At 58.5% G+C, this 18888-nt stretch carries 21 protein-coding genes; 15 read left to right on the top strand and 6 right to left on the bottom strand.

The window, feature by feature from the left end; genetic code table 11:
* Positions 1-257: 257 nt before the first annotated feature.
* The gene (locus ACFWW4_RS10980; protein WP_411890880.1) at positions 258-1007 is read right to left on the bottom strand and encodes a MipA/OmpV family protein; all 750 of its coding nucleotides are present in this window, start codon (positions 1005-1007) and stop codon (positions 258-260) included.
* A gap of 116 nt (positions 1008-1123) precedes the next feature.
* Between ACFWW4_RS10980 and ACFWW4_RS10975 the strand changes: the two genes are divergently transcribed.
* The 10 genes from ACFWW4_RS10975 (at position 1124) to ACFWW4_RS10930 (ending at position 9480) form a co-directional block, all read left to right on the top strand.
* Positions 1124-1915 (top strand): 23S rRNA (adenine(2030)-N(6))-methyltransferase RlmJ, encoded by a 792-nt coding sequence (locus ACFWW4_RS10975; protein WP_411890879.1) that lies wholly within the window; start codon positions 1124-1126, stop codon positions 1913-1915.
* Between the two features lie 5 nt (positions 1916-1920).
* Positions 1921-2352: a TerB family tellurite resistance protein gene (locus tag ACFWW4_RS10970; RefSeq protein ID WP_393926997.1), complete on the top strand. Its 432-nt coding sequence runs from the start codon at positions 1921-1923 to the stop codon at positions 2350-2352.
* Complete coding sequence (locus tag ACFWW4_RS10965) at positions 2349-3101, top strand: phosphate/phosphite/phosphonate ABC transporter substrate-binding protein (RefSeq protein ID WP_411890878.1); 753 nt, start codon at positions 2349-2351, stop codon at positions 3099-3101. Before ACFWW4_RS10970 ends, ACFWW4_RS10965 begins: the two co-directional genes overlap by 4 nt.
* 84 nt (positions 3102-3185) lie before the next feature.
* The gene (locus ACFWW4_RS10960; RefSeq protein WP_411890877.1) at positions 3186-3959 is read left to right on the top strand and encodes an ABC transporter ATP-binding protein; all 774 of its coding nucleotides are present in this window, start codon (positions 3186-3188) and stop codon (positions 3957-3959) included.
* A 25-nt stretch (positions 3960-3984) separates the two neighbouring features.
* Entirely contained in the window at positions 3985-4707 is a 723-nt protein-coding gene (locus tag ACFWW4_RS10955) for a transporter substrate-binding domain-containing protein (protein ID WP_411890876.1), read from the top strand.
* A gap of 52 nt (positions 4708-4759) precedes the next feature.
* Positions 4760-5644 carry an ABC transporter permease gene (locus tag ACFWW4_RS10950; protein WP_411890973.1) on the top strand — a complete coding sequence of 295 codons (885 nt, stop codon included), beginning with the start codon at positions 4760-4762 and terminating at the stop codon, positions 5642-5644.
* On the top strand, positions 5641-6447 hold the full coding sequence (locus ACFWW4_RS10945; RefSeq protein WP_411890875.1) for an ABC transporter permease: 807 nt from the start codon (positions 5641-5643) through the stop codon (positions 6445-6447). Before ACFWW4_RS10950 ends, ACFWW4_RS10945 begins: the two co-directional genes overlap by 4 nt.
* Positions 6448-6575: 128 nt before the next feature.
* On the top strand, positions 6576-7259 hold the full coding sequence (locus ACFWW4_RS10940) for a type 1 glutamine amidotransferase (protein WP_411890874.1): 684 nt from the start codon (positions 6576-6578) through the stop codon (positions 7257-7259).
* Positions 7256-8608, top strand: a complete 1353-nt coding sequence (locus ACFWW4_RS10935; protein WP_411890873.1) for a glutamine synthetase family protein — start codon at positions 7256-7258, stop codon at positions 8606-8608. Before ACFWW4_RS10940 ends, ACFWW4_RS10935 begins: the two co-directional genes overlap by 4 nt.
* The gene (locus ACFWW4_RS10930) at positions 8575-9480 is read left to right on the top strand and encodes a hypothetical protein (RefSeq protein WP_411890872.1); all 906 of its coding nucleotides are present in this window, start codon (positions 8575-8577) and stop codon (positions 9478-9480) included. Before ACFWW4_RS10935 ends, ACFWW4_RS10930 begins: the two co-directional genes overlap by 34 nt.
* An 8-nt stretch (positions 9481-9488) precedes the next feature.
* Here the strand turns inward: ACFWW4_RS10930 and ACFWW4_RS10925 are convergent, their stop codons facing one another.
* Positions 9489-9908 carry a GFA family protein gene (locus ACFWW4_RS10925; protein ID WP_411890871.1) on the bottom strand — a complete coding sequence of 140 codons (420 nt, stop codon included), beginning with the start codon at positions 9906-9908 and terminating at the stop codon, positions 9489-9491.
* A 91-nt stretch (positions 9909-9999) separates the two neighbouring features.
* On the opposite strand from ACFWW4_RS10925, the gene ACFWW4_RS10920 reads away from it, so the two are divergent.
* A complete protein-coding gene (locus ACFWW4_RS10920) occupies positions 10000-11304 on the top strand; it encodes an NAD(P)/FAD-dependent oxidoreductase (protein ID WP_411890870.1) in 1305 nt (434 codons plus the stop codon).
* 78 nt (positions 11305-11382) lie between these two features.
* On the top strand, positions 11383-12567 hold the full coding sequence (locus ACFWW4_RS10915; protein WP_411890869.1) for a DegT/DnrJ/EryC1/StrS family aminotransferase: 1185 nt from the start codon (positions 11383-11385) through the stop codon (positions 12565-12567).
* Between the two features lie 109 nt (positions 12568-12676).
* Here ACFWW4_RS10915 and ACFWW4_RS10910 read toward each other — a convergent pair whose 3' ends face one another.
* Entirely contained in the window at positions 12677-13636 is a 960-nt protein-coding gene (locus tag ACFWW4_RS10910) for a LysR family transcriptional regulator (RefSeq protein ID WP_411890868.1), read from the bottom strand.
* Between the two features lie 79 nt (positions 13637-13715).
* Here ACFWW4_RS10910 and ACFWW4_RS10905 point away from each other — a divergent pair, with 79 nt between their 5' ends.
* Positions 13716-13967, top strand: a complete 252-nt coding sequence (locus ACFWW4_RS10905; protein ID WP_411890867.1) for an N-(5'-phosphoribosyl)anthranilate isomerase — start codon at positions 13716-13718, stop codon at positions 13965-13967.
* A gap of 63 nt (positions 13968-14030) precedes the next feature.
* Here ACFWW4_RS10905 and phaR read toward each other — a convergent pair whose 3' ends face one another.
* Positions 14031-14567 carry a polyhydroxyalkanoate synthesis repressor PhaR gene (gene phaR / locus ACFWW4_RS10900; protein ID WP_411890866.1) on the bottom strand — a complete coding sequence of 179 codons (537 nt, stop codon included), beginning with the start codon at positions 14565-14567 and terminating at the stop codon, positions 14031-14033.
* A gap of 92 nt (positions 14568-14659) precedes the next feature.
* Between phaR and ACFWW4_RS10895 the strand changes: the two genes are divergently transcribed.
* Entirely contained in the window at positions 14660-15067 is a 408-nt protein-coding gene (locus ACFWW4_RS10895; RefSeq protein WP_411890865.1) for a hypothetical protein, read from the top strand.
* Positions 15068-15141: 74 nt separating this feature from the next.
* Here the strand turns inward: ACFWW4_RS10895 and ACFWW4_RS10890 are convergent, their stop codons facing one another.
* Together ACFWW4_RS10890 and ACFWW4_RS10885 are read right to left on the bottom strand one after the other, a co-directional pair.
* Positions 15142-15591, bottom strand: a complete 450-nt coding sequence (locus tag ACFWW4_RS10890) for a phasin family protein (RefSeq protein ID WP_393927004.1) — start codon at positions 15589-15591, stop codon at positions 15142-15144.
* 146 nt (positions 15592-15737) lie between these two features.
* A complete protein-coding gene (locus ACFWW4_RS10885; RefSeq protein WP_411890864.1) occupies positions 15738-17534 on the bottom strand; it encodes a PHA/PHB synthase family protein in 1797 nt (598 codons plus the stop codon).
* A gap of 70 nt (positions 17535-17604) precedes the next feature.
* On the opposite strand from ACFWW4_RS10885, the gene phaZ reads away from it, so the two are divergent.
* Positions 17605-18876 carry a polyhydroxyalkanoate depolymerase gene (phaZ, locus tag ACFWW4_RS10880; RefSeq protein WP_411890863.1) on the top strand — a complete coding sequence of 424 codons (1272 nt, stop codon included), beginning with the start codon at positions 17605-17607 and terminating at the stop codon, positions 18874-18876.
* Positions 18877-18888: the final 12 nt, after the last annotated feature.

The following is an 18888-nucleotide window of genomic DNA, read 5'->3' as shown; positions in this document are numbered from 1 at the left end:
ACGTCTGGGCAGCCGAGGCGGATTAAGATCTACCACACACGATAGCTCCCTATCGACATGCTGCGAGCGGGTCTAGGGTCGGCAATTCTGGCCACTGGTGCAACACCGGATCAGCCCTAACGCTGAGAACACTAGGCGGTCCGAACGCTATAGACTAGTCCGAGTTTGCAGTTTTGCTGTGTCCGCTTCCTGCGCATAGCAGTCGCCAAAGCAAAGCGCAGCATCGGCCAAAGTGGCATCTACCCCACCCCAAACCCCTAAAACCCGAACGTCACCCGTCGGGTCAGGACGATGCTGCCTGTCACCTGATCTTCTGACTGTGTAATTGGACTATTCGCTGCATCATCACGCAATTGGTCATATTGCACCGTGCCGATCAAACCCCAATCGTCGTTGATCTGATAGGTTGCCTCTGCCTTCAGCCCTTGGCTGATAATGCCGCTACCCGCATCATAGGCATCGAAGGCACTTGCACCGGCTTCGATGTCACTGACCCCGAAATAGGTCTGCGCATAATCATCGCTGCCCCACAGGACACGCGGCCCGGCGGCGATTGTGATCTGGTCTGTGGGACGATAGATGATGTCGCCCCCAATCTCGGCCACAAGCGATTCATGCCCCACGACGCCGTAACGCACGTCGGCAAACAGCTTGTAGCCCGGTTGGGCGAACCGCAGACCGCCGCCCAGTTCCAGTGACGGGTCAATATCCTCCAAGCCAGTCAACTCCGCATAGTCATCCGCGCTGCGTTCGCTGATGAACCGAACAGAGCCACCAAACCCAAAGCCGGTCCGATCTTCACCCCCCAAGGACAGACCACCGAACTGCAGACGTTCCAGCTTGAAGCTGCCGGTCACGCCCAGTTCATTGTCATCCGACCCAAAATATTCAGGAGACGATTCCGGGCCGACACCGAAATGAAAGCTGATGCCATTGCCGCCATCCTGCGCCAGCACAGGTTGGCTGGCGACCAGCGCGGTCATCACAAGGATCGTGCGAAATGTCATCTTGGCCCCTCGCCATGTTTCAATCCCAAGGATAGGCCACCTGACCGGGGCGACAACCCCCTTGGCGCATCATCGCTTTATCGTTACCTCGCAGGGCAGACAGGCGGGGACAGCGGATGCTTTCATATCAACACGGGTTTCATGCGGGCAATCTGGCGGATGTGCACAAGCACAGCCTGCTGGCATGGGTTCTGGCCTATATGACCGGCAAGGACAAACCGCTAACTTATCTGGAAACCCATGCCGGGCGCGGGCTTTATGATCTGACCGATGCCGCGGCGCTGAAAACGGGTGAGGCCGCCAGGGGGATCGCCATCGCGCAAGACTGGTTCGCCGCCGATCACCCTTATCGGCAGGTCCTGTCGCGGATCCATGCCGCCCACGGGCCAAACGCCTATCCCGGCTCACCCCTGATCGCGGCCGAACTTTTGCGCCCGATGGACAATATCCACCTGTCCGAACTGCACCCGCAGGAATTTGCCGCCCTGCAGACCAACATGGCGTCTTATGGCGGCGTGATCCGCCAGCGCGACGGATGGGACATGGCCCTGTCGCTGTGCCCGCCTGACCCGCGCCGCGGCCTGCTGCTGGTCGATCCGTCTTTCGAGGTCAAATCGGATTACCAGACCATCCCCAGAACGCTCGCCAATATCCACCGCAAATGGGGGGTGGGCGTGCTGATGCTCTGGTATCCGGTCCTGACGGACGGCCCCCACAAACCCATGATCGGCGCCCTGAAATCCGCGATCCCCGACAGCGTCGTGCACGAGGTGCGTTTTCCCCCTGCCCGCCCCGGCCATCGCATGGTCGGCTCCGGTCTCTTCGTCGTGAACGCGCCTTACGGTTTCACGCAAGAGTGTGCGCGCGTGACCAAACTCTTCCAAGACAGGCTGTCAGGCACTAAGTAGGGCAAATGTTTACTGATCTCCTGCGGCGTCTGACCGCCCCCGAACCGCAAAAACTGCCCGATCCCGATGCCCGCCTTGCCCTTGGTGCGCTTCTGGTCCGGGTCGCACGATCCGATGGCGATTACGCCGATGTCGAAATTGCCCAGATCGACCGGGCCCTGTCCGCCCGCTACGGCCTCAGCCCGTTCGAGGCCGCCAAACTGCGCGCGGAATGTGAACAGCTTGAGGCAGAGGCGCCAGACACCGTCCGCTTTACCCGCGCGATCAAGGATGCCGTCGATTACGACGACCGCGTCGCCGTGATCGAGGCGATGTGGTCCATCGTCATGGCCGATGGCGTGCGGGAAGAGGAAGAGGACAGCCTGATGCGCATGACCGCCTCACTCCTTGGCGTGTCCGATCAGGACAGCCACAAGGCGAGGCTGCGCATTTCGTGATCGCCAGCCTGCCGATGTACGCCACAACACGCACGGCAGCCGCCGATGCACGGTTCTGGGCCGGCATCCGCGACGCCCTGCGCGCGCAAGGCCAGCCAGCGCCCGACACGCTGACGCCCGCACCGGGTGACCTGCTGACCCATTGGCGCGACCCGGCACTGGTGCTGTCGCAAACCTGCGGGCTGCCTTACCGAAAGGTTCTGCGCGATCACGTTATGCTGGTGGGCACCCCGGATTACGCGGTCGAGGGCTGTCCGCCCGGCCACTATTGCAGCCTTGTCATCACACGGTCGGACGATCCGCGCACCGATCTTGCGGCGCTCACCCAGACGCGCTTTGCCTATAACGACGCGATGTCGCAATCCGGCTGGGCCGCGCTCGCGCTTGAGGCACCTGATGTGCTGCAGGGGCCGCTGATCCAGACTGGCAGCCACCGCGCCTCGGCCATGGCAGTCCGGACCGGGCAGGCCGATTTCGCCAGCATCGATGCGGTGACATGGCGGCACCTGTCGGCCAGCGGCGACACTGCCGGGCTGTCCGTCATCCATCGCACCCGGCCAACGCCCGGCTTGCCCTTCATCGCTGCCAGGTGCCGGGACGGCACCGTGATCCGGCAGGCCGTCAGCATGGCAATCGCGGGCCTGTCCGCCGATGACCGCGCCATATTGGGGCTTCGCGACATCATCGAGTTATCGCCAGACGTGTATGATCTGCCCTTGCCGCCCTCTCCGCCGGCAATCGGAACCTGACGTTGGGTCAATGCGCCGTGAACCGTTGCAAATGCCCCGAAAATAAGCCCTACTCCCCGGCGGAATAACAAGAAGCTGCCACACGTGACCAATACCGCCCCTGTTATCGAAATCCGTGATCTGCATAAATCCTACGGGGCGCTTGAGGTGCTCAAGGGTGTGGATATCACGGCCCCCGCTGGGCATGTGGTATCGCTGATCGGCTCATCCGGATCGGGCAAATCCACCTTGCTGCGATGCGCCAACCTGCTCGAAGACAGCCAGCAGGGCGACGTCATTTTCTGTGGCGAGCCGGTGAAATGGAAAGGCAGCGGGGCGGGGCGCCATCCGGGCGACCACGCCCAGATGATCCGCATCCGCACCAACCTGTCCATGGTGTTCCAGCAGTTCAATCTGTGGGCACACATGACGATTCTGCAAAACGTGATGGAAGCCCCGGTAACAGTCCTCAAGCGCGACAAGGCCGAGGTCGAGGCAGCAGCCCGCAAATACCTCGAAAAGGTGGGGATCGGCGACAAATGCGACGCCTATCCGGCACAATTGTCCGGTGGTCAGCAACAACGCGCCGCCATCGCGCGGGCACTTTGCATGGAACCCAAGGCGCTGCTATTCGATGAACCCACCAGCGCCCTGGACCCGGAACTGGAACAGGAAGTCGTCAAGGTGATCAAGGATCTGGCCGCCGAAGGGCGCACCATGATCATCGTGACCCACGATATGCGGCTTGCCGGCGATGTCAGCGACCACGTGGTCTTCCTGCATCAGGGCAAAATCGAAGAAGAAGGACCGCCCGAAACGCTGTTCGGGCAACCGAAAACTGAACGACTGCGCGGGTTTCTGTCCGCCACAGTCTCATAAGAACATCAAACTGGGAGTATACCTGATGAAAAAACTGATCCTGACGACCGCACTGGCCCTTGTGGGCGGTATGGCATTTGCCGACGCGCATTCCGTGGTGCGTCTGGGCACCGAAGGCGCCTACCCTCCGTACAACTTCATCAATGACGCTGGCGAAGTGGACGGGTTCGAACGCGAACTGGGGGATGAACTTTGCGCACGGGCTGAGCTGACCTGCGAATGGGTCACCAACGAATGGGACAGCATCATCCCGAACCTCGTGTCCGGCAACTACGATGCGATCATGGCCGGCATGTCGGTCACGGATGAGCGTAAGGAAGTCATTGATTTCTCTGAACAATACACCCTGCCCGATCCGTCCGCATTCCTCGCCCTCGGCGATGTGGATCTGGAAAACGGCGTCATCGCCGCCCAGTCCAGCACGATCCAGGCCAGCCACGTCGCCAGCATGACCGGTGCCACGCTTCTGGAATTCGCCACACCTGACGAAACCATCGCCGCTGTGAAGAACGGAGAGGCCGACGCGGTTCTCGCCGACAAGGCGTTCCTGCTGCCGATCGCTGAATCCGACGGCGAACTGTCCATCGTCGGTGATGATGTCCTGATCGGTGGCGGTATCGGTGTCGGCGTCCGTCAAAGCGACACCGAACTGCGCGACAAATTCAGCGCCGCGATCCTTTCCATGAAAGAAGACGGCTCGCTGAACGAACTGATCACCAAATGGTTGCCTGATTCAGCCACATTCTAAGACCTGTTCGAGGGGGCCTTGCGCCCCCTCATCTTCTTTCCGGTGACCGCTTATTTTCAGCTTCTGCTTAGATCCCGCCAGTCTTGAAGGCCTGCCATGGCTCAGCTGCTACCTGACCACGGGCAAGCATATGGCGATGTATTGGGCGGTGGGCACCGTGCTGCTGCTTCTGGCGATCACCGCGCCGGTCGCACTCTTGTTCGGGTTCGGCGGGGCCTCTGCCGCGCGCAGCCACATCGCCCCGCTGCGCTGGATCGGCAAGACCTATATCGCCATCGTGCGCGGCATCCCCGACATCGCATTCTTTCTGTTCTTCGTGATCGCGCTGGATCAGCTGTTCGAATACATCCGCCACCGGATCAAATGCTCCGACTGGTCCGATGCGGTCTGGCAGGGCAGCGATTTCGTGGTCTGCTCCGCGGCGAAACTGCCCTTGGGCAACGCACCGCAATGGGTGCATGAAACCTATGGCTTCTTTCTGGCCGCCCTGACCTTCGCCATCGTTTTCGGCGCCTTTGCGGGCAATGTGCTGTTCGGGGCGATGCAGGCGGTCCCCCGCGGCCAGCTTGAAACGGCAGAGGCTTACGGGATGTCGCGCCGCCAGACTTTCTGGCGCGTGCTGGTGCCGCAAATGTGGGTCTACGCCCTGCCCGGCCTGTCGAACCTGTGGATGGTGCTGATCAAGGCGACGCCACTGCTGTTCCTGCTCGGTGTCGAAGACATCGTCTATTGGGCCCGCGAACTGGGTGGCTCGAAACAACCCCAATTCACCGACTATCCCCATCCCGACTGGCGGATGTGGTACTTTCTGGCGCTTCTGGTGTTCTATCTGTGCTTCACCAAACTCTCCGAAGTGGTGCTTGACCGGATCATGGCACGCCTGACCCACGGACAGGCCACCGCCGCTGGCGAAGCCCAGCGAAAGGCAGCCGCATGAGCTGCTGGGAAACCATCATCGACTATGGCCTGCGCAGCCAAGGCATCGGCGAACGGCTGTTGCCACGCAGTGATTTCACGCTGTGCCAGCAATTCACCCTGATCGGCTCCGGCATGATCTGGAACATCTATTTCGGGTTCTTTGCGCTCGTCTCCGGGTTCTTCCTTGCCACGGCCGTGGCACTTGGAAAGGCCGCCCGCAACCCGCTGATCCGCAAACCATCCGAATGGTTCATCTTCGTCTTCCGGGGCTCACCGCTCTTTATCCAGTTCTTCTTCGCCTATTTCCTGTTTCTCAGCCTCAAGGGGGTCTACCCGATCTTCAGCCCGCTCACCTCGGCCTGGGCGGGCGCGCTGGTGGTGCTGTTCCTGAACACCGCCGCCTACTCGGGCGAGATTTTCTACGGCGCCCTGCAATCCATTCCCAAAGGCGATACCGAAGCCGCTGACGCCTACGGGCTGTCCGGCTGGACCCGGTTCCGCCGCGTGATCTGGCCCACCATGCTGCGGCTGGCCTGGCCCGCCTACACGAACGAGGCGATCTTTCTCTTCCACGCGACCACGCTGGTCTTCTTCTCGGGCTTCCCGGCGCTGCAGCAACGGGGCGACGCGCTCTATTACGCCAACTACTTTGCCGACAAGACGTTCAACCCGTTCATCCCCTACCCGATCCTTGCGGGCTATTTCATCCTGCTGACACTGGTGGTCATAGGGGTGTTCGGTCTGGTCAACAAACGCCTGAACCGGCACCTGCCGCAAGAGGCACGAAAGCGGCTGAAGGTCCGGCCACAGGTTATCCGGTAGCGCGCAGAATTTTCTGGAAAATTCTGACGGCACACGGATTTTCGCGAAAATCCGTCCACCCCTCGCATCCGCTTGCGACAGGTCTAAAATCGGATTAGTTTTGCGCGACCTACAATCACGGTGACCCCATGAAAATCGGCATATTGCAAACGGGCCATTCGCCGGACACGCTGATGCCGCGCTATGGCGATTACGGGCAGTTTTTTGAAAAACTGCTGACCGGCAACGGCTTTGATTTCCAAACCTACAGCGTCGTCGACATGACGTTTCCCGCCAGCATCACTGACCAAGATGGCTGGCTGATCACAGGTTCAAAGCATGGCGCTTACGAGGACCTGCCCTTCATCCCCCCGCTTGAGGATATGATCCGCGACATCTACGCCGCCGCCATCCCGCTGGTGGGCATCTGTTTCGGGCACCAGATCATCGCACAGGCCTTGGGCGGTAAGGTCGCCAAGTTTGATGGCGGCTGGGCCGTGGGTCGCCAGACCTATGACTGGAACGGCGAGACGATTGCGCTCAACGCCTGGCATCAGGATCAGGTCACCCGCCGCCCCGCCGATGCGCAGGTTTGCGCCACCAACGCATTTTGCGAAAATGCAGCGCTTGTCTATGGCAATCGCGCCTTTACGGTACAAGCGCATCCGGAGTTCAATTCCGCCTTCACAGCAGAACTGGCCGACATCCGGGGCGAAGGCGTTGTGCCTAAACCGTTGCTGGAAAACATGAGGGCTAATCTGGACAAACCTATCGACGACACCCGCATTGCCCTGCAAATCGCGCGGTTTTTCAAGGAACGGAACGTAGCATGAGTTGGACCGAAAAAATCCCGCAAGCCGCAAGGGATTATCTTGAGGCCAACCGGCTGGACGAGGTCGAATGTGTGATCGCCGACCTGCCCGGAATTGCGCGGGGCAAGGCCGTGCCTGCTGGCAAATGGGAAAAGCAGACCAGCTTTCATCTGCCGAACTCCATCTTCTTCCAGACCATCACCGGTGACTGGGGGGAGGCCGCAGGCCCTGACGGCTTTCTTGAACCCGACATGGTCATGAAACCGGACTTGTCGACAACCACCGCCGCCCCATGGGCCGATGATGGCACACTGCAGGTCATCCACGACGCCTTTGACCAAAAAGGCAAACCTGTTCCTTTTTCGCCCCGCAATGTATTGCGCCGGGTGGTTGACCTCTACAAGGCCGAAGGCTGGACACCGGTCGTGGCCCCCGAGATGGAGTTCTACCTTGTCGCCCGCAACATCGACCCCGCCAAGGCGATTGAACCCATGATGGGGCGCACCGGACGCCCTGCCGCCGGACGGCAAGCCTATTCGATGTCTGCCGTCGATGATTACGGGCCGGTGATCGACGACATCTATGAATACGCTGAAGTCCAGGGGTTCGAGATTGACGGCATCGCCCAGGAAGGCGGCGCTGGACAGCTTGAGATTAATCTGCGCCACGGCAACCCGGTCAAGCTCGCCGATGAGGTCTTCTATTTCAAACGGCTGATCCGCGAGGCAGCCCTGAAACACGATTGCTTCGCCACCTTCATGGCCAAACCGATTGAAGGCGAACCCGGCTCGGCCATGCATATCCATCATTCGGTGCTGGACGAAAAAGGGCGCAATATCTTTACCGGCCCGCAGGGCGGCGAAACTGATGCCTTTTTCCATTTCATCGGGGGTTTGCAGGAGCACATGCCAAGCGTGATCGCCATGATCGCGCCTTATGTGAACAGCTACCGGCGCTATGTCCGCGATCATGCGGCGCCCATCAACCTCGAATGGGGGCGCGACAATCGGACGACAGGTATCCGCATCCCCGTCTCGCCACCCGAGGCGCGGCGGATCGAAAACCGGCTCGCCGGGATGGACTGCAACCCTTATCTTTGCATCGCCGCCTCGCTCGCTTGCGGTTATCTGGGAATGAAGAACGAGGTGCGGCCCGACAAACGCTGGCACGGCGACGCATATGAGTCAGAAGATGAAGTGCCACAGGGTCTTTATGCTGCCCTCGACATGTTTGACGAGGCGACCGATATCCACGACGTCCTCGGCCCTGATTTCGCCCGGGTCTATTCCATTGTCAAAAGGGCAGAATATAATGAGTTCCTGCAGGTCATCAGCCCGTGGGAACGCGAACATCTGTTGTTGAACGTATGATCAAACACGGCATCGCCATAATCTTTCTGACACTACTGACACAATTGGGTGGCATCGCATGGCTGCTTGCGCTGATCCTTCGACCTTTATTCGGGCGGTTTCTGACCATCTTTCTCGCCGCTTATCTGGGGCTGTCGGTCGGTGTGCATTACGCGGCCCCCTCCACAGGTCGGGTCGCCCTGCCCTGTCTGGACGCCGGGCCAACGCAGGTTGCAGTACTGAACCCGCTTTATTGCGCGCTGAACCGTCACTACGTGACACCCGAAATGAAAGACTACGCCAATTCGCTGGCCGCACATATGCACGAGACGTTCCCCGGCACACGCACCCGGGCGCTGGATGGCGGCTTTCCGTTTCTGAATGGTTTTCCGCTATTGCCCCACCTGTCACATGATGACGGGCAAAAGCTTGATCTGGCCTTTTTCTACACCGACGCCGGTGGTGAGTATCAGTTGGGCAAGGCGCGCTCGCCCATCGGCTATTGGGGCTTTGAAGATCCGCGGCCTGGCGACCCGGAACCCTGTGCCGACCAATCGGGGATCAGCCTGCGCTGGGACGTTGCATGGCTGCAACCCTATCTGCGCGATTGGCCGCTGGATGAGGCGCGGACAGGCGAAATGCTTCGCTGGCTAGCTGAAAACCCGGTTGGTGAAGACTTCCGTATCTTCATCGAACCTCATCTGGCCCGCAGGTTGGGAGTATCCGGCGATGCGGTGGGTTTCCAGGGCTGCAACGCGGCACGGCATGACGACCACATTCATGTGCAGTTTGTGCCTGCGACAACGCCACCAAGCCCCGAAGCAGTCCAACTAGATCCGGCTGAGCCGATTGAACCGGACCCTGCACCGATCGAGACAGAAACGACCGAGTAATGCCCGCCCTACCGCCTCACGAACTGCAGAATGCCGGCAATCGCCGGCGCGTCAGGATCATCTGAGGGATGGGCAACACCGTTATTCACGATGATCTCCTCAAAATCGAACGGGCTGATGCCGTCAAGACAGGCCACATTAACCCCCAGCTCATTCGGGTTCGAACGGCGCTGGTGATATGTGTAAATCCCGCAGACACGGCAAAAGTAATGCTTCGCTGTTCTGGTGTTGAATTGATAAAGCGTCAGGGCCTCTTCGCCTTGCATAAATCGGATACCACCCAGCGGTGCGGTCACGACCACCGCCCCGCGCATGCTGCAATAGGAACATGTGCAGCGACTGGCGCTGTTCAACCCATCGCTTAGCGTGACCTCAAACCGGACCGTGCCGCAGTGACATCCGCCGCTGTGCTTTGTCTCATTCGGCATCGACATCCCCCTTCGATCCGAACAAACCGCTATCTCTGTCCAACCTCAACCCCTATCATGCGCCAATACTTTCAGTGACCCGCAGGCCCTCATGAACCCGCTTCACCGCAATGACCGCCCCGGCCAGTTCCCCAAAAGCTGGTACGCTGCCAGCACCGATATCCCGCCGGAACGCCCGCCGCTTTATGGGCAGACCACGGCGGATGTCTGCGTTGTGGGCGCGGGTTACACCGGGCTGTCTGCCGCCCTGCATCTGGCGAACAAGGGACTGGATGTCGCTGTGCTGGATGCGCACAGGGCCGGTTTTGGCGCATCAGGGCGTAATGGCGGGCAAGTTGGCACCGGCTTTAACATGGACCAGCCCGCGCTGGAAAAGCGGTGCGGCCCGGACACTGCCCGCCTTTTGTGGGAACTGGCCGAAGAGGCCAAGCAAGACGTGCGCCAGAATTGCGCCCAGCTTGCGCCCGACGCGCGCTACACCCCCGGCGTGGCCCACGGGTTTTATGCCGCGCGCGAGGCAAAGGATTATGCAGACTATGCCGCGCATCTGGCCAACACCTATGGATATGATCAGATCGAACTATTGGACCCGGATGCCATGCGCGATCTGGTCAAATCCCCGCTCTACCAAGGCGGATTGCTGGATATGGGCGCCGGGCATCTGCATCCCCTACGCTATACCTTCGGCCTTGCCCGCGCGGCAGAGGCAGCAGGCGCACGCATTTACGAACGGGCCGAGGTTCACGATATTGCCCATGGCGATCCGGCCGAGGTGCGCACCGACCGGGGCTGCGTCAAGGCCCGCCATGTGATCCTTGCGGGCAATGGCTACCTGCCCAATATCGAACGCAAGGTGGCGGCCAAGGTCATGCCGATCAACAGCTTTATGTGCGCCACTGAACCGCTTGGCGACAAAGCGGCAGAGGTTCTGGCACGCGATATCGCCGTTGCGGACAGCAAGTTTGTCGTGAACTACTACCGCCTGTCCGAGGACAAACGTTTCCTGTTCGGCGGGCGCGAAAGCTATTCCATTGGCTTTCCCAAGGATATCAGCACCGCCCTGATCGCCCGCATGACAAACCTGTTTCCACAGTTGCAAGGCGTCAAGATTGACTATGTCTGGGGTGGCACACTTGGCATCACAATGCCCCGCCTGCCTGCCATTCAGCGGGTCGCACCCAATGTTCTGTCCGGCGCGGGCTTTTCGGGGCATGGTGTCGCCCTGTCCGGGCTGGCCGGCAAAGTCATGGCCGAGGCGATTGCCGGTCAGGCATCCCGTTTCGATACGCTGGCCGGGCTGAACGTCCCGAATTTCCCCGGCGGCGTGGCGTTTCGCGCGCCGCTACTGACACTGGCCATGACGTGGTACGCGCTCCGCGACAGGCTCGGCATATGACCACCTGAAACAATAATAGAATTGTAATGCGATTCGTGTTAGTTTTTCCCGAAATGTAATTTCAGGAAAGCTGAACACATGTCCTACATCCCCAATGTCTACGATGCCGAACCGATCCCAGCCGCCGCCATGGACGAGGTCAGCCGCATCCTGCGCAGTGGTGATTTGTTCCGTTACACGTCAGAGAATTCGCCAGTCGCTTTGCTTGAGGCAGAGTTCGCATCGCTGATGGGCAGCAAATATGCGCTAGCCGTGTCGTCCTGTTCGGCTGCGCTGTTTTTGTCGCTCAAAGCACTGGGTCTGCCAAAAGGCGCGCGGGTGCTGATCCCTGGGTTCACCTTTGCCGCCGTACCTTCGGCAGTGGTTCATGCTGACTGTATGCCTGTCCTGTGCGAATGCGGCGACAACTACCGCATTGATCTGGATGATTTCGAGGCCAAGATCCATCTGGTCGATGCGGTCATCATCAGCCATATGCGGGGACATACCTCGGACATGGATGAAATCATGGCGATCTGTCTAGACGCCGGAAAACCCGTTGTCGAAGATGCCGCCCACTCACTGGGGACCACATGGGATGGGCGCAATATCGGCACCATCGGCAAGATCGGCTGTTTCAGCTTTCAGTCCTACAAACTGCTCAACGCGGGCGAAGGCGGGATCATGATCACCGATGATGCCGACCTGATCGCGCGGGCCGTCATCATGTCGGGGGCCTATGAACATAACTGGAAAAAACACCCCGTTTTGCAGGACAGCTTTGTCAAATGGCAGAACAAGCTGCCACTTTATAACCAGCGGCTCAACACCCTGTCCGCAGCCATCATTCGCCCGCAGCTGGACGAGCTTGCTCGCAGGGTCGCCGATGGGCGGCGCAACCATGACCACGTTGCAACACAGCTCAACCACTCCAATTGGATCACTGTTCCCGCCAAGCTGACCCAGGAAGAGCGCGCACCTGACTCCATCCAATTCAATCTTGTCGACATGACCGATGAGCAGGTGAAGGATTTTCAGGGCGCAGCCGCCAAGTCAGGGCTGTCAGTGCAGGTGTTTGGGCTCAGCGACGACAATGCGCGTGCCTTCTGGAACTGGCAGTTCCTGGACCGGATCCCGCAATTACCGCGCACGCGTGCCATGCTGATGCGCGCCTGTGACGTGCGATTACCCGCGCGACTGAGCCTTGATGATTGCGACATCATCGCACAGACCATCGTCGAAGCGGCCGATCATGTCATGGTCCGTGAGCTAGAGCTGAACTAGAGCGTCGTCCGTAAAATCTGCAACGCAGATTTTCTCGGCGACAAGACAGGAGCAACAGTTGCATCTGTCTTGAAATCAAAAATCTGATTCAGATTTTTGGGATTTCGCTTTAGAGTAAGCGCAGTTGGTCTTTCAGCCAGGGGTATTGCTGCAGCGCCGGGTTTACGATCATATCCTGCAACAGCGGCTTGATCCGGGCGGCTATTGTCGCAGGCAAATCACCCAGAATGTCCTGTCGCGCGGTCAGTGAAATGGTCCGGCTCAGCGGCGGAAACGGCAGCGGCATCAGATCGACGGCATCGCGGAAACGGCCCGCACGCAGCCAACCCAGCGGCGTCAGGATTGTCCAGCCGGCCCCGTCCGCCACCATCGCCATGATGGCATGATAACTGTCCAGTTCGAACCGGTGGGTCAGGCGCAGGTTCTGTCGCGCCAGGTGGGCGGCGATCGTCCGGCCCATATGATGGCGGGTCGTGTATTGGATCAACTGCATCCGGTGCAGCTTGCGGGTCAGGTCCCCCTCGCCCATAACACCTTTTGGGGCTGCCAGCACGAAAGGTTCCTCAAGGAGCGGATGCACCTCCATCCCGGACATGGCCTGCCCCATATCCGCCGCCGCAATCACATCGAGCGCCCGTGTGTCCAGCAGATCGAACAGCCGATGCGACGCGCCGGTTTCCAACAGGAACTGGCAGTTCTTCAACTCCGCACTCATGGCGCGCAAAAGGCCCGGCGTCACGTCGGCATCCAAATCCTCGATCATGCCAAGGCGCAACCGGGTCAATCGGCTGAGGTCCACCATGGCCAGTTCTGCCTTGGCCTGATCTGCTTCGTTCAAGATCGTGTTGGCGCGGCGCAGAAACATCTCACCCGCCGGGGTCAGGGTTACGGGCCGTTCGCCCCGGTTCAAAAGGGTGGTGCCAATGGCCCCTTCCAGATTGGTGATCTGCTGGCTGACGGTCGCGGCTGACGTGCCCAAACGGCGGGCCGCCGCCGAAATCGATGCCTCCTCGGCCGTCGCCACAAAGACCGATATGCCCCAAAGGGTGATCTTACCTGATGTTGCCATGGTGCAATTCCTTCACCCGGCAAACTAGGTGGAAAGATGGCCCGCTGCAATGCAGGTCACTGTTAATGCCATCTTAACAATGACCGCACCATTTTGGTGCATGCAGTTGGAGCGTTTCAAACCAAAGGGGCGGGACTGGCTCTCCCAAATCTTCCATTGCCGAGCGGTGGAAACGGGCGGGGTCATCCGGCGACAGGTGGTCGATGTGGATCGCGAGGTTGGTATCTCTGCCTTCGTGGCCGAGGTACAGCGCCGTGGCTTCCGGCTGATCCGCACGCAACATTACTTTGTCATTGTCTGCGATCCGGGGCCCATCGAAGTGATCATCTAAAGTAGCGATCAAATTTCTGGAAATTTGATCTGTAAGAAGGAATTTCCCGAAATTCCTTCGCGCCTACTTCCCCATCTTTGACAGCTTTTCCTGCAAGGCTGCCAACTGGTCCTTGATCTCATTAAGATCATCACCCTGTTTCTCCGGCGATCCGGCACCAGGTATTATGCCCCCGGTCATCGCCTTGAAAAACGCTTCCTGTTGCGCACGCATCGCCTCGAAACCCGGCATGGTCGCCATGGGATTGGCTTTGGTCATGTTCTCCATGGCTTTGGATTGCCCATCACGCAGCATCTCGAAACTGGCCTGCAGGAACTGCGGCACCACGGATGCGGCCTGGCTGGTATAGCTGCGCACCAGATCGGTCAGCACATCAACGGGCAACACATTTTCGCCCCGGCTTTCATGCTCTGCGATAATCTGCAACAGATACTGCCGCGTCAGATCATCACCGGATTTCAGATCGACAATCTGCACTTCGCGTCCTTCGCGGATGAACGCAGCGATATCTTCCAGTGTCACGTAATCGCTGGTCTCGGTATTATAGAGACGCCGGCTCGCGTATCGCTTGATCAGCAGCGGTTTATTTGCCTCGGCCATGATCGTCCCTCCCAAGACATATTGCAGTGCAGAGAAGCCTATGCCGCGTCTGCGCAAAAAGAAAGAGGCTTGATCAAGTGACACCCGTCATTATGGATGCCGTCATGTATCTTAGGTTTGTTCATGACGTGCCCGTCGATGGCTTGAACGCGCGCCAGGGGTTTTTGGCGGCAGCCTATTTACTAAACCGAAACATCGCACTGGATGATAGTTTCAAGCGCAGTCTAGCGGAACATATCAGCTGGTCTGAAGACATCCTCGCCCAGCCAGATCGGTTTAATCGGTCCAAATCCAAGGGGGCATGGCGGCGGAACACAAAAGGCTTAAGCTGGTTCAGATCAAGTGCCACAGATCACATCGACCGAGCGATCGCGCTCAATGATTTGCTAGCCCAACGAGGCATTGTGATCGCAACACTTCGCACGGACCGTATTGGATATGTCGTTTATCAGGATGACTATCAGGTTGTCGCAGAGCCATTTGCGGATACACCTCGATAAACAAAAAACGGCCCGCGATGCGGACCGTTTCTTGATATCAAACCCTAGGGAGGCAAGGGCGATTTTAAATCAGCTTACTTTGCAGCAGCAGTTGCCTTCTTGGCAGCAGCAGTCACCTCGTTAGTGGCTTTCTTTGCAGCAGCAGTCATGTCCTCAGACATATCCTTGCCAGCGGCCAGAACCAGTTCCATGGTCTGTGTCTGCACTTTTTTCGCGATTTCAGCGAAAGCAGACATGTGCTCGGCAGCGGATTCAGCTTGTGCAGAAGCGAAATCAGTCATTGCTTTTGCATAGTCAGCAGGCTCTGCCTTTGCTTTGGACATGGCTTCAACTTTGGCCAGTGTGTCCTGTGTCCACTTTGCGGACAGCTCAGCAGATTTGCCAGCAGCGTCGATTGCAACACCAGACATTTTCTCGGCGAGAGTTGTCTGGTTCTTGAACTGCTCTTCCATTGCCTTTGTGTCGACAGGGAATGCGCCCATCATGTCTTTGAAGATCGCGGTGAAGTCTTGTGTCTTAGCCATTTTATCAGTCTCTTTCATGTCGGTGCGGAGCCCCCTCCGCGGTTATCTTGTGACACCAATATGCATGCTGCAGCGCAGCATTTCAAGTATTTTTTCTGCACTGCAGCATTTTTTTCTGCGGCCGCAAATTTATTAAGCGGAATCGGCTACTTAGTCACCACATAGGTGCCCGGCGCGGGTGCCAGAACCGGGTGATCGGCGTCGCCCGGCTCTCGTGCCGGTACCTTTTTGCCAGATTTTTGTGACAGCCACGTGTCCCAGCGCGGCCACCAGGACCCTTCGTGTTTTTCGGCCGCGTCATACCAGTCATCGACCGTCAGACCCATTTCAGGGTTGGTATAGTGACCGTATTTCTTTTTGCTCGGCGGGTTCACGATGCCCGCAATATGGCCAGACTCAGACAGGATGAACGTTTTGTCTTTCGCCCCCATCTTCTGAACACCTGTGTAACTGCTTTTCCACGCGGCAATGTGATCGGTCTCGCAGGCGATGGCGCAAAGCGGCACAGTCACATCCTTGATATGTAGGGTCGTCCCGCAAACCTCGAACCCGTCGGTCGCGAATTTGTCGTCCTGACACAGGCCCCGCAGATATTCGATTGCCATGCAGGCGGGCAGGTTCGTGCCGTCCCCGTTCCAGTAGAGCAAGTCAAAGGCGGGCGGCGCTTTGCCCATCATATAGCTTTTGATCGCTGGCCCATAGATCAGATCATTTGCCCGCAGATAGGAAAACGTGCGCGACATGAAGAATGAATCGAGGATGCCGTTTTCCGTCACCTCGGCCTCAATCCCGTCGACAAAATCATCCTGCAGGAAGACCCCCACTTCACCCCGGTCCGAAAAATCCGTGAGCGTGGTAAAGAACGTGGCCGCGTTTACCGACGTATCCTTGCGTTGCTTCATCAGCGCCAGCGTCAGGGACAGGGTGGTGCCCGCGATGCAGTAGCCCACGGCATTCACCTTTTTGACGCCGCAGATCTTTTTGACCTCATCAATCGCAATCAGATAGCCGTCTTCGATGTAATCGCTCATCGATGTATCGCGATACCCCGCATCGGGGTTCACCCATGAGACGATGAATACAGTGTACCCCTGCTCTACCGCCCATTTGATCAGGCTGTTTTGCGGCTTAAGGTCGAGAATATAGAACTTGTTGATCCAGGGCGGAAAGATGATCAGAGGAGTGGAGTAGACCTTTTCGGTCGTGGGCGCATACTGGATCAACTCAAACATATGGTTGCGGAACACAACCGACCCCGGCGTCGTGGCCAGATTTTCGCCCAGCTTGAACGCCTTCTTGTCAGCCAGCGTGACCACCAGATCGCCGTCATTCGCTTCCAGGTCGGCAACAAGATTTTCCAGCCCAGCCACAAGGCTTTCGCCATCCGTCTCGGCCGCCAATGCCAGCGCCTCTGGATTGGTCGGCAGGAAATTGGTCGGGCTCATCATATCGACCAGTTGCTGGCTGAAATAGCGCAACCGCTTCTTTTCCTCAGAATCAAGGTCTTCGATATCCTCGACCGCCTGCTGCACTGCGGCGGCGTTCATCAGGTATTGTTGCTTGATGAAATTGAAATACGGGTTGGTGTCCCACAACTCGTGGGCAAAGCGGCGATCCTTGGGGGTTTCATCCGTTGGCGGTTCCAGCTTGCCCTGCGCCAGCAAGTGCTGCGCCTCGACATAATGCTTGACCGACTTCCCCCAGAACTCAAGCTGATGTTCGATCAGCTTGGCGGGATTGTTCACCATTTCAGTCATATAGGCGGTCGCGGCCTTGACATAAAGGTCATGACTCGGCCCTTGCAGCGGTGGCGCAATCGGGCGCGCCTGACCCAATGCGGTCAACAAACGTTGGGTTAATTCTTCGACACGGGCAAGGTTGGCTTCCAGTTTTGCAACATTGTGTGCGGAAGTTACGTCATCCGCCAAATCGTTAGTTGTCATGTTAACCTTCCTATGCGTATGCTGCAGTCGCAGCATTCTGTCTGCGCGCCCCAGTTCGGAGACCCGTGTGATGAAGTATATGATGACCTACGACCTGATGGAAAGCGCGCGTAATACAAATCAGTGGTTGGGGGCAACCGCACGCGCTTTCGCTTCCTATCCTGCCATGTCCTGGGGGGCCAACCCTGCCATGGATTGGCTGAAAGCCTGGGGCGAGGTGACCGAACGCAGCTTTGCACGGATGGTGGTCAAGCCGGACTGGAACATCCCTGTCCAGACCAGCCATGACGGCACCGACATGGTCGTGACCACTGAAACCGTTGTTGAACGACCTTTTGGCGATCTTGTCCGCTTTCGTGTTGGCAGCCGCCCTGACCGGACGCGCCGCGTTCTGTTGGTGGCCCCGATGTCCGGTCACTATGCGACACTCCTCCGCAAGACGGTCATCAGTCTGCTGCCCGATTGTGACGTCTACATCACAGACTGGCACAATGCGCGCGACATACCCGTAAGCGCAGGCAAGTTCGATATTGAGGATTACACACTCTACCTTGTCGATTTCATGCGCGAGCTTGGCTCTGACATCCATGTCATCGCTGTTTGCCAACCGGTTCCGCTGACCCTCGCCGCCACCGCATATCTGGCCGAGCAGGACCCCGACGCGCAGCCCAAATCGCTGACGCTGATCGGCGGCCCCGTGGACCCGGAAGCGAACCACACCGAAGTCACCGACTTTGGCCGCACGGTCACCATGGGCCAGTTGGAAGAAACGATGATCCAGCGGGTCGGTTTCAAATATGCAGGCGTTGGGCGCATGGTCTATCCGGGTCTGCTGCAACTGGCATCGTTCATTTCCATGAACGCCGAAACCCACGCCAATTCCTTCCGGGATGAGATCATTCGCGTCGCCAAGGGCGAAGCGTCTGAACATGACCGGCACAACAATTTCTACGACGAATACCTCGCGGTCATGGACATGACGTCAGAATTCTACCTGTCCACCGTCGAACGGATCTTCAAAGGTCGCGAGATCGCGCGCAATGAATTCATCGTTGACGGGCACAAGGTCGACTTCAGCAAGATCACGACCGTCGCGGTCAAGATCGTCGAAGGGGAAGAGGATGACATCTCCGCCCCCGGCCAATGCCTCGCCGCACTTGATCTGCTGACTGGTCTGCCGGACGACAAAAAGGCGGCACATCTCGAACCGGGCGCAGGTCACTACGGCATCTTCGCAGGCGGTAGCTGGCGGAACAACATCCGGCCACTGGTTCTGGAATTCATCGATGCAAATTCCGACGGGCCAAAGCGCAAATCAGCCAAGGTCGTCAAACTCAAATAGGGGCGACACAAC

Source organism: Yoonia sp. SDW83-1, assembly GCF_046762885.1.
Lineage (GTDB): Bacteria > Pseudomonadota > Alphaproteobacteria > Rhodobacterales > Rhodobacteraceae > Yoonia.
Note: the sequence above shows the minus strand (reverse complement) of the source record. Positions and strands in the feature narration are given on the sequence as shown.